Genomic DNA, 12,684 nt, shown 5'->3' with positions numbered 1-12,684 from the left:
TCAACCTTACAAACTTGTGCAGACATAAGCGTTATCGGTTCAATTGACGGCTGTGATAAAGTTCTATTGTCCACTGGCTGTGGTAGTTTCCGCCACAATCTAGGATTATCAAAACGGCGCATCCATAAGTCGGTAAAGTAAGTATTAAAGCTTTGATAGCCAATACCTTCATCGTAACCATTACCTAAAGAATCGTAATTACCATTACGCATAGGGCGAGTAATGGCATTAATTTTTAGATAACTGTTAGGGATGTTATCATCGGCTGGTAGTAGTTGCGGTGTATCAGCAGCAATCAATAGCAACCCATCAGAATAATCCCTATAAGTGATTTTCTGTTTTTTAACTTGAGTCTTAAAAATATCGATTCCACCGACCCGTTCTGCAAGATCATCACTGATATACGTCCACCAGTCGACACCCTTAATACCATGACTTAAAGTCATTATGTCTCCAAGATCATAAATATTAAGACCAAAGAAGCAATGCGCTTGGTCAAGGATATCAATACCTACTCTATCGTTGTCATAACCATAAGCGGGACTCCACCCCATAGTAGCGTGGTAAGGATTTAAGCGGTTAATGCAGTCGTTGAAAAGTTTAATAATTGCTTGATGAGTTTCTGAATCATAAAAATCCTTTCTATGAATACGAAAAAGCAATCTACTAGGTTCTTGAACTTCCCAGCCCCGAGCAGTAAGACAAGATAATTTATAATCAAAGCTTGCATTTAATTCTTTATGGCTGCCACTGGCAACGAACCATTCAATACAGTCATCAACATGTGCATTATTATCCAAAGTCTGCTGAAAGCTCGGTAGTTTATCTATTGGTTTTTGTGTCCAGCCTTTAGGATCGAACCCCCATTCAATGTGGTCACCAAACAACGCCATATAATGATCCATACACGCTTTTAGTTTTTGTCTGACTTCCTTGGTATGCCCATCCCAAAACAAAAAACAAGCCTCTAGGTGAACAGATAAAACAGTCAGACCGTGATCTCCAAGGCTGGCATCAAAATATTCAAATTCATCCTTAAAATTTTCTATACCTTTTAGCACTGTCTGCTTCCTTTGTTTTTAAATAGATATTGAATGGCCAAAAGTATATATCGTCAGTCTTATTATAAATAAAACACTCTTAAAATAAGCGAAATATAGTTAGTACTGAATAAAAAAGATACAACATGAAAAGTGTGCTCGATTTAAAGGTATTTTTAACGAACATAATCATGAGCGGTTGAGCTGAGCGTCGTGTGCATTGGCAGTGTCAGCTGATGGCTAGGTTCCTTATCGTATAGAAACGTATAATAGGCATGCTAGGTTAATTTCATTATTGACAGAAATAATAGAATGGTTCACTATGATGGCACCAATCATTAACTTTGCGGAATACACCAAACATTAAGCGTGATTATCACAGTAGTGCTCCGTTAATGTTGTAAACCACCGCTACAGTTAGTCAATAATAGTGAGTACCTGACCGTTATGAAACTTAATCCTACGACTGAAAAATTCATTTTACATTGGGGTGAGATGGGCTCACAGTGGGGCGTCAATCGCACCATGTCCCAGATTCATGCCCTGCTTTACATCATTGGCAAGCCGCTGAACGCTGAAGAGATCACCGAGACCTTAGACGTGGCGCGCTCAAACGTTTCGACCAGTATCAAAGAGCTGCAGCATTGGGGACTGGTACAAAAGGTGTCTATTTTAGGCGATCGTCGTGACCACTTTACCACCAACACCGATGTGTGGGAGCTGGCGCGAGTCATCGTTGCCGAGCGCCAAAAACGCGAACTTGCGCCGACCGTACAGTTTTTGCAGCAGCTGATGGACAGTCCTGAATTTGAATATGAAAACAGCAGTGTTAAAGACCGTATCGTAGAGACGCACGAGTTTGTAGAGACGGTAACCACATGGTCGGACGAGATGCTGAAAATGCCCACCAGCGTACTCAAAAAGATATTGAAGCTGGGCGCAAGTATTAAGAAGTTTTTGCGTTAATGAGCGCTCGCTGCTGGTTGATAATGGCTTGCGCGTTGATGTGGGTAATCTCTAAATGCGATGCACAGCGCGTAGAGATCACCACTGCTAAATGATGACGCGCCCTAGATAAAATCATACCTCATGGTAAAAACACCCGACCGCATGGTGTTGCTGCTTATTATGAGGTACGACGATAGGTATAAAAAATGCCATTGATGCTTGTCGTGTCGTTTTTATCATAATTGAATAGCAGGTCAGTGGTTATCCATTGTAGGTAGGCATTTTTATTTGACAAACAGTTTCTGTTTTTACAGAAATTAAGTAAATGAAATGCCACTGATGATAGCTGGTTGTATCTAACGGAATATAAGGAACAAAAAAGATGGCAGACGATCCAGATCATATCACACGAGCAGATACCGCGCCGCACGGCGATACGGAATATCAGGAGGCCAAGCTGGACTACTTGCCGCGTTCACTAGGGCGCAAGCTCTTGCCAGCGATAATATTGCTGCTGGTCATGCTACTCGTCTTTATTTTCTGCTATAGAGTGGCAGAAGATGGGAACAATTTGCTGGGTATTCAGTTTTTATTTGGTAGCCCCTTTTTTATCGGCGCGACCATGGTTTACCTAGCCAGCTACCAAAAGCCGATCACCAGCGGTCGGGTGTTTGCGCTCTCTTTCTGGTTGCTACTGGCGATCTTAGTGATTTGTATACCCATACTCAAAGAGGGCGTAATTTGTATGGTGATGGCCTCGCCAATATTGTATATTGCGACGCTTATGGGCGGACTGTGCATGCGTGCGCTTTGCCTAAAGTTTTGGAAAACCAAAGCGCTCTATAGTGTGGCGCTATTGCCACTGTTGGTGCTGTTTGTGCCGCTGGATATGACGCCGCAGACCTATCAGGTCACCGATAGTATCGTGATAGACGCGCCTGCGACAGCCATTTGGCAGACGATCAATCATATTGAAGACATTGAGCCTGAGGGCTTTTATCAAAAAAGTCAGCTGCTGCCGTTTATGCAAGTGCCGACCCCAAAATCGGCGGTAACGGTATGGGAGAATGAGCAGTGGGTGCGCAAATGTGAGTGGCATGGTGGGATTTATTTTGATGAGCCGCTGATCTCTTATGTTCCCAATCGTCAATTGCGCTGGCAGTTTGTGTTTTATCCTGACTCGGTGCCCCCAAAAACGCTGGATGACCATGTGACCATCAATGGCGAGCATTTTAAACTGCTGCATGGTCAGTATGACCTTGAACCAATCGATAGCAATACGACCAAATTAACCTTTAATGTCACCTATCGTATCAGCACCAATATGAATGCTTATGCTGGGTTTTGGGGTAAGTGGGTGATGAATGAGTTTGTCACTGACACGTTAGGGCTGTATAAGGCGAGGCTGGAGTCAGTTTGAGCCAGTGCTTGATCGCGCCGTCACTGACAAAGGTCTGTGACGGTGATTTGGGCTTGATAGCGTCCCAGTGGCCCATAGCTGCCGTCGGTGTCGATATGCCCTATGACGCACGTGTCAAAAGACTTGTAATAGCCTTTTGGGTGGTGCTTGTTGGCAGACTGGATTAGGCGCTGCTCTGGATCGGACACGTAATAGGTCTTGCCATTGGCGACCATCTCATAAACTTCAAAGCTGCGGGTAAAGCGGCCATGCAACGTGGCTGCGGGCGATGCTTTTGCCGTTGTTGTGACATTGTCTGTTATCTTATGGCTATAAGCCGCACTCATTAACAGTAGCGGGAGCACCGCTGCTAGGATGATTTTTTGGTAAGGCATGTGGTTCTCAGTTTGGGATCAGATAAAGATAAGAGCTTGGATAAAAAGCAATCATTTTAAACAAAAGTTTATTATAGTAGGACTTCAAGCGTTAATATAGTATAAAAACATTTTTTAACCGTATTAAAATTATATGGTCATATAGAGGATTTTTCTCCAACACTAAGTCATGCTGCTAACATAAGCTTTTTATGACCCTGCGTATTCATGCATTGCTGCCCGTTGATTTTGAACACAATAGCAAGACAGCGTTTTAGGCTTCGATAAAATGCAGCCATAAGCGCGTATCCAATTCAAACTGATGGTAGTCAGGCTCCATATGACGGCACAACTGGTAAAAGGCCTTGTTGTGCTCTTTTTCTTTGAAATGTGCCAGCTCATGCACCACGATCATGCGTAAAAACTCAGGCGGTGCGTCTTTAAACAGACTGGCGACGGTGATGCCGTTGTGCGATTTGAGCTTGCTGCCTTGGACGCGTGATTGATAGGTGTGAATCCCTAAGGCGTCTTTGAGCACTTTGAGCTTGCTGCTGTAGCTGACGTGAGACAGGGAGCTGCTACGGCGCATATATTGATTTTTAAGCTCATTAATATAGTGATATAGCGCTTTGTCGCTTTGGATATCGTGCCGCTCGGGGTATTTTTTTTGTAGATAATCGCCAAGCTGGCCGCTATGGATCAGGTCGCTGGCTTGGCTTTGGATGTGTTCAGGGTAGTGAGCGATATATTTTAATGAGGTCACAGGTCAATCCTTATCCGCGATGTAGAGGCTGGGCATTATATCGCTGATTTTGTTCAAAAAAACAGTATTTTCATGCGTGTCAATACAGGCTGCCGCCATGCGGGCATCATATCTGCTTGCAAAAAAAGCCTTTAATTGCAGGCACAGCCTTGCTATCTTGCCACGCCAAACTTGATGATACGACGCTTTATTTTACCCATTATCGGGTCCATTCGTGCTCTTTGAGCCTTCTTTTTTGTTGATTGTTATGACTTATAATCCTGAGGCGGACGCCGTGTCCCGCCGAACGCAATACTTTCGTGTGATACTGATGGGCGTCAGTGCTTTTGTGGTCAATACCACAGAGTTTGTGCCTGTGGCGCTGCTGAGCGATATTGCGCAAGACTTTTCGATTACCACGGCAGAGACTGGCTGGATGCTGACACTCTATGCGTGGATTGTGGCGGCGATGTCACTGCCGCTGATGCTGATGACGGGTAAGCTTGAGCGTAAGCGACTGCTCATGGCAGTGTTTGTGGTCTTTATTGCCAGTCATGTGTTGTCGGTATTTGCATGGAGTTTTGATGTGCTGCTGGTCAGCCGTGTGGGGATTGCGCTGTCGCATGCGATATTTTGGTCGATTACCGCTGCCATTGCGCTACGGGTTGCGCCTGAGGGCAAAAAGGCGTTGGCGCTGAGTGTGCTGGCGACTGGCACGTCACTGGCGATGGTGCTGGGTGTGCCGATAGGGCGCATCATTGGGCAGTGGTTTGGCTGGCGCACTACCTTTGGCGGTATTGGAGTGATTGCGTTTGTGGTGTTTGTGCTACAAGCCAAGCTGCTGCCAACGCTGCCGAGTATGTTTGATGGATCGGTAAAAAAAGTGCCTGAGCTGCTCAAAAATCCGCTGCTGGTCTGCTTGTATTTATTATGCTTTGTGATCTTTACCGCGCATTATGCGGCTTACTCTTATATTGAGCCGTTTATGCTAGAAGTTGGCAATATCAGTGCCAACTTTGCTACGGTGGTGTTGCTGCTGTTTGGTGGTGCGGGCATCATCGGCAGTGTGCTGTTTAGCCGTTGGGGTGAGCGCTCTACTACTAAACTGATGGTGATCTCCATCGCGATGATGCTACTGGCCATGGCGACCTTACTGCTGGTCATCAGTATTCCGTGGGCGCTGAGTATCAATACGCTGGTATGGGGCGCGGCGCTGATGATGCTAATGCTGGCGATTCAGGCGCGAGTGATCATGATTGATTTACACGCGCAAGATGTGGTGATGTCGATGTTCTCAGGCATTATCAACTTAGGTATTGGCACAGGGGCACTGCTGGGTGGTTATGCGGTGACGCATATTTCTTTATCTAGCGTGGGCTTTGTCGGGGCGGCGGTTGCCAGTGTTGCTATGCTGTTAATGATTTTTATGATGCAGCGCTTTTCGGCACTGCGCTAAAGCGGTAATAGGTAAAATAAATACGATAAAACGCCAGTGGGTTGATACCTGCTGGTGTTTTTTTGTGTAGAGAGAAATGTTGGCTTATTTCTGAAGTTTTGGCAGTTGCTGAATGTCATGTATGAGCAGAACTATTTGTTGTTATTAAACAATGATTAAGCGGTACAAGAGCTTTTAAGACCGCATGCCGCCTTGTTTTGGGCGAATATGGGCAAGCCATGTGAAGTAAAGAGGTGACACATATCCAGATTAATAGTTGACAATGATAATCATTATCATTAATATTTGCTCTATCAATTCATAAGTGGCGAATCATCATGAAGTCAACGCACCATAATCAGCAGGCCGTCGGCGCCAGTAAGCATAGCCATCATCAGTACAATGACCAACATGACGAGCAGCGCGACAATCAAAGCTACCTTGATCGTCAATCCCAGTTTGAATCTAATGTTCGCAGTTATCCAAGAAAACTACCCTTTGCCATTGCTGCCGCGCAAGGCGTGTGGCTAACCGACGTTAGTGGCAAACGCTATATCGACTGCTTGGCAGGGGCAGGGACGCTGGCATTGGGTCACAACCATTCTGTGGTCACCAAAAGCATCACCGATACGCTTGCCTCAAACCTGCCGCTTCATACCCTAGACATCACCACCCCTTTAAAAGAGGCGTTTAGCCAGCGCTTGTATGAGCTGCTGCGCACGGACAGCGACACTTACCGCTTGCAGTTTTGTGGGCCTACGGGTGCCGATGCGGTGGAGGCAGCGCTCAAGCTGGCCAAAAAAGCCACAGGCCGCTCAGGCATCATCAGCTTTAGCGGTGGCTATCATGGCATGACCCACGGAGCGCTTGCGGTCACGGGCAACCTGTCACCAAAAGCAGGGGTCGAAGGGCTGATGGGCAATGTGCAGTTTTTGCCGTATCCCAATGAGTATCGCTGTGCGTTTGGCTTAGATGGCATGCAAAGTTTAACGGCGCATATGCGCTATTTTGAAAATTTTTTGCACGATATTGAAAGTGGGGTCAACAAACCTGCGGCGGTGATTTTGGAGGTGATTCAGGGCGAGGGCGGGGTCAATCCTGCACCGATTGAATGGCTCAAACATGTGCGCGCGGTGACGCGAGAGCTGGATATTTTGCTCATTATTGATGAAGTGCAAACAGGGTTTTGTCGTACAGGGCGCTGGTTTGCTTATCAGCATGCCGATATTGATCCTGATTTTGTGGTGATGTCCAAAGCGGTTGGCGGTGGTTTGCCAATGGCGGTGCTGGGGATCAAAAAAGCGCTCGACGTGTGGCAGCCCGGTCAGCATTCAGGCACGTTTCGTGGCAATCAGTTGGCGATGGCGACAGGCCTTGCCACGCTGGATTATCTGGCAGAGCATGATATGGCCGAGCAGGTGGCCAAGCTTGGGCAGTGGTTTAAGGCTGAACTGATGGCATTGGCGACGCGTTATCCCATGCTGGGGCATGTGCGCGGTTATGGCTTGATGATTGGGGTTGAAATTGTGGATTCTGAGCGGCCAATAGACACGAGCAGCGTTTGTGTTGCTGACCCTGATCGCTGCGCTGCAATTCAGCAGGCATGTTTTGAGGCAGGCTTGGTGCTGGAGAAAGGCGGACGCGCGGGCACGGTACTGAGGTTTTTGCCGCCGCTCATCATCACGCAAGAAGAGCTTGAGATGGTACTGGATAAATTTGAGACAGCGCTCAAAGCCGTCAGTCAAACAGCAGCCGTCAGTCATCAATAAAACAATAATTATCAGTAACCATTATCAATAATCATGATGAACCGTTTAGAAGGTCATCGTGGTTATGGGCTGCATACAAGCAGCGGTAGCGTGAGTACATTTGGGGGTTGGTTTTGGCGTTATTAAACAAAAAGTCAGCGGCGCAGTATTCGGCGTTGATGCAGCAGACGGTGCAGATGGTCAGTGAGTGGGTGGAGACGCAAACGCTTTATACAGGCGGCGCACCCGAAACGATGGCAGCCGCAACCGAGCTGCGCGTCAGTGCTGAGGGGATAGGGGCGCAAGCCGCACTGACACGGATGGGAGAGATGTTTTTGCCACGTTGTATTGCGACGGCGAGCACCGCGTCATTGGCGCATTTGCACCCGCCGACATTGCTGGCCGGTCAACTGGCCGAGGTGTTGATCGCAGGGACAAACCAAAGCTTGGACAGTTGGAATCAAAGCCCTGCGGCAACTTTTATGGAGCAGCATGTGATCCACTGGCTTGGTGCGCGCTGCGGTTTTGGTAAAAACAGCAACGGCGTGTTTACCAGTGGTGGCACGCAAAGCAATCTGATGGGGTTGCTGCTGGCACGCGATGAGTACTATGCGCGCCAGCAAGTTGATGTACAGCAGGTGGGCATGATGGCGCAGCCCGCTGGGGTGATCTTGTGCTCCGATCAGGCGCATTTTTCAATCGAAAAAAACGCAGGGCTGCTGGGGTTGGGTCGCCAAGCGGTGATAAAGATAGCCACTAACGCGCAGGGCGCACTGCTGGTGTCTGATTTGCAAGCCCAAATCATGGCGCTGCGGCAACGTGGTCAGGAGGTTATGGCGGTGGTGGCAACGGCTGGCACCACGGACTCAGGGGCGATTGATCCGCTGATTGAGATTGCCAAAATCTGCCGCGCATATGAGATCTGGCTACATGTCGATGCGGCGTGGGGCGGCGCACTGCTACTGTCTAACTGCCATCGGGCGCTGATTGATGGCATCGCGCTTGCCGATTCGATCACGCTTGATTTTCACAAGCATTTCTTTTTACCCATCAGCTGCGGCGCGTTTTTGATCCGCGATCAGCGCTATTTTGAGTCGATGCGTCATCACAGCGACTATCTAAACCCGACTGATGATGAGGCAGACGCCATTCCTAATTTGGTAACAAAGTCATTGCAGACCACGCGCCGCTTTGATGCGCTTAAGTTGTGGATGGCGCTGGAGGCGCTGGGCACAATGCGCTACGGGGCGCTGATTGATCAATGTTTGGACAGTGCTCGGCAGGCAGCGGCGCAGATAGACGAGCATCAAGATTTGGTCTTGGTGACCGAACCTGTGCTTAGCAGTGTGCTGTTTTATTTTGAGCCAGCCGATTATCCCGTCAATCATCCAGCCAATCACGGTACCACTGACACTGACACTGACAGTGCCTTGACCACGGCGCAGCGGGTGCAGCTCAATCGTCGTATCGCGCAGCAACTGCTACATAACAACATTGCCAATATCGCGACCACGCAATACCAGTCGGTATTTTGTCTCAAATTGACCATTTTAAACCCTGAGGTAACCGAGCAGACCATCACTGAGGTGCTGACTGCGATTTGCCATATGGGTCAGCAGATTTTATCTACTTCACATGACAAGAAGGACATGCCTCATGACCACGCTTTATCCTACTAACCAGACAGACGCCAGCGGCAGTACCGCCGCCCATGATCCAATAGACAGCACGGGCGCCACCATCGTTGATCGTTTGGCGCTGCAAAATTTGATCAACGCTTATTGTCAAGAGACGCGGCGCGGTACGGTGGCATTGGCAACAGAGCAAAGCAACGCGCAGCGGCAAATTTCAGGTGGCGCGCCCGTCTTGCTGCTGACCTTGCATCCACTCAGCTTGTCGGTGATGGTACCGATCGCGCGGGTGACCAAGCTGGGGCAGCAGCAGTTTTTGGACTGTCCTTATGTGCTGCAAGACGGCGTATGGGTCAGGCTATCAGCAGCGACGCTGGCAGGTTTGATTATTGAAGACATTATCGACACCCATCCTGAGCGCGCCCAGCTCGATGGCTCAGATGTGCTGGCGCGGTGGTTACAAAGCCGCACGGGTCTGGAAACCATCTTGTCTGTACGCGGTGACAATATTGATGAGATCATCCAGCCACGCGCTAACTTTATTGAAAGTGAGCAGGCGTTGATCTATGGTCACGCGATGCACCCGACACCCAAGAGCCGTATCGGTTTTGATGCGCCAGACTGGGTCACCTATTCACCCGAAACCAAAGGCTGTTTTCAGCTAAGCTATTGGCTGGTCGATCCTCGGTATATCGCCGAAGAGTTTGCCGATGGTGACAGCATTACTGAGGCACTACAAACAGAACTGCTGCCGCTGATGGACAGCCACCAGCAAGCACTGGTCACTGCCAATCCAAGCTTTAAGCTGTTGCCGCTGCACCCATGGCAAGCGCAGCATTTACAAAAGCAGCCGTGGTATGCGCGCTTGCAGGCGAGTGGGTCGCTATATGATTTAGAGGGGCTTGGCTGGCAGTTGAGTGCCACCACCTCAGTGCGTACGTTATGCGCTTTCGATGCGCCGTGGATGTTTAAGCTATCGTTGTCGGTGGCGATTACCAATTCGGTGCGCATCAATTTGCCCAAAGAGTGTAAGCGAGGGCTGCATGCCTGCCGTATTTGGCGCAGTGACTTTGGTCAGCAGATGCAAGACGAATACCCCACTTTAAAAATATTGAATGATCCTGCGTGGATTGCGCTGACCATCGAGGGTCAGATCGTTGATGAGAGCATTTGTATTTTGCGTGACAATCCATTCAGTGCTGAAGAGCAAGTGAGTAGTATGGCGAGCCTATGCCAAGATCACCCAAATCAGCAGACCAACCGTATCCAAGCACTATTTGATCAGATTCATGGCGAGCAGCAGCAACCGTATGCGGACATCGCCCGCACGTGGTTTGCGCGCTTTTTGGCGGTGGCGGTGGAGCCGATGTTCAGCTTATATCACGATCATGGCCTAGGCTTTGAAGCGCATCAACAAAACAGCATGTTGGAACTTGAAGACGGTTACCCCAAGCATTTTTGGGTCAGAGACAATCAAGGCTTTGGTTACATCATTGAGTATGCCAGTGCCTTGATCGAACAGTATCCTGAGCTTGAATACGAGGCGCAATGTATCGTCCCTGTTGAATTTGCCGATGCACGAGTCAGCTATTACTTTGTGGGCAATACCCTGTTTGGGATGATGAATGCCATCGCGCAAACGGGCGTGATCAGTGAAGACACCTTGCTATCGATGCTGGGTCAAACGCTGCAGCGTCTGCAACAAAAATACCCTGACAGCTCCATCCTTAACCAGCTGCTGCATGCGGCGACGCTGCCTTATAAGGGCAATCTGATGACCCGTTTGTATCAAATTGATGAGCTGATCGCGCCTGTCGAGGTGCAGTCGGTATATGTTGAGATTCCCAATCCCATTCGTTCGGTTATGCGCTCTAATACGTCTACTCGCAGTGAGACAGTCAACAATGCTGTTAAGGAGCACAGTCATGCTTGATGTGATTGGTATTGGGGTGGGGCCGTTTAATTTGAGCTTGGCGGCACTACTTGACTCGCGCACCTCGCTACAGACGGCATTTTTGGAGCAGCGCCCCAGCTTTAACTGGCATGAAGGCATGCTGCTGCCGCACACCACGCTACAAGTGCCATTTTTGGCAGATTTGGTCAGTTTGATTGATCCGACCAGCCGCTATGGGTTTTTAAATTATTTGCATCAGCAGCACCGATTATTGAATTTTTATTTTTTAGAAGACTTTAAGATTTTGCGCGCGGAGTACAATCATTATTGCCAATGGGTCGCCGCGCAGCTTACCAGTGTACAGTTTGACAGCAAAGTGCTGAGTGTCAGTCCAGATCCGCAAGGCTTTGTGGTCACCTCAGAGCAGGCAGGCCAGCAGGTAACGCAGCACTGCAAAAACGTGGTGATCGGTACAGGCACAGTACCGACGTTGCCACAGTGTTTGCAAACTGTGAGCGCCACTTATCCCAATCGCTGTATGCATTCGGCGCACTTTGCCACACGTTTTGATACCGATACAAAAGCAGCACTGAGCGCCATTCGTGCCACTGGGCGTATGCCCAAGGTGCTGGTGCTCGGGGCAGGCCAGTCGGCGGCGGAGGTGTTCCGTGCCTTATTTGACGATCAGCTGGGCGCAGGCGGCGATGCTCGTCAGCCCAAATATGAGCTGGAATGGATGACTCGCTCTTCGGGATTTTTCCCGATGGAGTACTCGCCGCTTGGGCTGGAGCATTTTAGCCCGCAGTATGCCGATTATTTTTATGATCTAGATGGTGCGGTCAAGTCTGATCTGCTCAGGCAGCAAGACCTGCTCTATAAGGGTATGGGCTTTTCGACCATTCAAGACATCTATCAGCGCCTGTATGCGCGTACGGTGGCGGGCGGGGCGGCGCATGCCACCTTGGCATCGAGCTGTGAGCTGCAGTCGGTGAGCGCGGATGATGGGGTATTTGCCGTCACTTGGTATCAGACCGAGCAAGGGCAAGCGTTTACCAAAACTTATGATGTCATCATCGCTGCGACAGGCTATCGCCAAAACACGCCCGAGTGCTTACAAGAGATCATGAGCGCCACTGAGCACGATACGCTTGGACAACCCTGTATCCAGCGCGATTATCAGCTGCAATATGACTGGCCATATGCCGACAACCTCCCGCAAACCGACGAGCCATGCGGCCAATCTGCTGCCAATATCGCAGCAGGGCGAGTGTTTATCCAAAACCAAGAGCTGCATTCGCATGGCGTGGGTGCTCCTGATTTGGGACTTGGTGCTTACCGCGCAGGCTGTATTGTCAACGCCTTGGCAGGCGAGCGGATATTTGATACTGCAGCACTACAAGTGTTTCAACATTTTGAAGCGCCGATTGCCACGGCATAACAACGCTTTGCCATGAATAAATAATATTCAATCAT

The 12,684-nt window shown here is 49.0% G+C and carries 10 protein-coding genes; 7 read left to right on the top strand and 3 right to left on the bottom strand.

The window, feature by feature from the left end:
• Positions 1-1,061, bottom strand: a 1,061-nt coding sequence (locus tag ACFI32_RS07645; RefSeq protein WP_462625928.1) for a type VI immunity family protein, incomplete at its 3' end; no start/stop codon positions are given.
• A gap of 426 nt (positions 1,062-1,487) precedes the next feature.
• Here ACFI32_RS07645 and ACFI32_RS07640 point away from each other — a divergent pair.
• Both ACFI32_RS07640 and ACFI32_RS07635 read left to right on the top strand, forming a co-directional pair.
• The gene (locus tag ACFI32_RS07640) at positions 1,488-2,006 is read left to right on the top strand and encodes a GbsR/MarR family transcriptional regulator (RefSeq protein WP_462625927.1); all 519 of its coding nucleotides are present in this window, start codon (positions 1,488-1,490) and stop codon (positions 2,004-2,006) included.
• 364 nt (positions 2,007-2,370) lie between these two features.
• A complete protein-coding gene (locus tag ACFI32_RS07635; protein ID WP_462625926.1) occupies positions 2,371-3,408 on the top strand; it encodes an SRPBCC family protein in 1,038 nt (345 codons plus the stop codon).
• Between the two features lie 20 nt (positions 3,409-3,428).
• Here ACFI32_RS07635 and ACFI32_RS07630 read toward each other — a convergent pair whose 3' ends face one another.
• Together ACFI32_RS07630 and ACFI32_RS07625 are read right to left on the bottom strand one after the other, a co-directional pair.
• The gene (locus ACFI32_RS07630; protein ID WP_462625925.1) at positions 3,429-3,782 is read right to left on the bottom strand and encodes a hypothetical protein; all 354 of its coding nucleotides are present in this window, start codon (positions 3,780-3,782) and stop codon (positions 3,429-3,431) included.
• A gap of 253 nt (positions 3,783-4,035) precedes the next feature.
• Positions 4,036-4,524, bottom strand: a complete 489-nt coding sequence (locus ACFI32_RS07625) for a M48 metallopeptidase family protein (RefSeq protein WP_462625924.1) — start codon at positions 4,522-4,524, stop codon at positions 4,036-4,038.
• A gap of 247 nt (positions 4,525-4,771) precedes the next feature.
• Between ACFI32_RS07625 and ACFI32_RS07620 the strand changes: the two genes are divergently transcribed.
• The 5 genes from ACFI32_RS07620 (at position 4,772) to ACFI32_RS07600 (ending at position 12,649) form a co-directional block, all read left to right on the top strand.
• A complete protein-coding gene (locus ACFI32_RS07620) occupies positions 4,772-5,959 on the top strand; it encodes a sugar transporter (protein ID WP_462625923.1) in 1,188 nt (395 codons plus the stop codon).
• A 317-nt stretch (positions 5,960-6,276) separates the two neighbouring features.
• Positions 6,277-7,707: a diaminobutyrate--2-oxoglutarate transaminase family protein gene (locus ACFI32_RS07615; protein WP_462625922.1), complete on the top strand. Its 1,431-nt coding sequence runs from the start codon at positions 6,277-6,279 to the stop codon at positions 7,705-7,707.
• 113 nt (positions 7,708-7,820) lie between these two features.
• Complete coding sequence (locus ACFI32_RS07610; protein WP_462625921.1) at positions 7,821-9,365, top strand: pyridoxal phosphate-dependent decarboxylase family protein; 1,545 nt, start codon at positions 7,821-7,823, stop codon at positions 9,363-9,365.
• Entirely contained in the window at positions 9,343-11,250 is a 1,908-nt protein-coding gene (locus ACFI32_RS07605) for an IucA/IucC family protein (protein WP_462625920.1), read from the top strand. Before ACFI32_RS07610 ends, ACFI32_RS07605 begins: the two co-directional genes overlap by 23 nt.
• Entirely contained in the window at positions 11,243-12,649 is a 1,407-nt protein-coding gene (locus ACFI32_RS07600; protein WP_462625919.1) for a lysine N(6)-hydroxylase/L-ornithine N(5)-oxygenase family protein, read from the top strand. Before ACFI32_RS07605 ends, ACFI32_RS07600 begins: the two co-directional genes overlap by 8 nt.
• The last annotated feature ends 35 nt before the right edge of the window (positions 12,650-12,684 follow it).

It is taken from the genome of Psychrobacter sp. PSi21 (assembly GCF_054960615.1).
This window is presented reverse-complemented; position numbering and strand designations above follow the sequence as displayed.

Excerpts from the sequence above, each read along its gene's own strand:
- ACFI32_RS07640 (WP_462625927.1), top strand. The coding sequence starts at position 1,488 with ATGAAACTTAATCCTACGACTGAAAAATTCATTTTACATTGGGGTGAG.
- ACFI32_RS07635 (WP_462625926.1), top strand. The coding sequence starts at position 2,371 with ATGGCAGACGATCCAGATCATATCACACGAGCAGATACCGCGCCGCAC.
- ACFI32_RS07630 (WP_462625925.1), bottom strand. The coding sequence starts at position 3,782 with ATGCCTTACCAAAAAATCATCCTAGCAGCGGTGCTCCCGCTACTGTTA.
- ACFI32_RS07620 (WP_462625923.1), top strand. The coding sequence starts at position 4,772 with ATGACTTATAATCCTGAGGCGGACGCCGTGTCCCGCCGAACGCAATAC.
- ACFI32_RS07615 (WP_462625922.1), top strand. The coding sequence starts at position 6,277 with ATGAAGTCAACGCACCATAATCAGCAGGCCGTCGGCGCCAGTAAGCAT.
- ACFI32_RS07605 (WP_462625920.1), top strand. The coding sequence starts at position 9,343 with ATGACCACGCTTTATCCTACTAACCAGACAGACGCCAGCGGCAGTACC.
- ACFI32_RS07600 (WP_462625919.1), top strand. The coding sequence starts at position 11,243 with ATGCTTGATGTGATTGGTATTGGGGTGGGGCCGTTTAATTTGAGCTTG.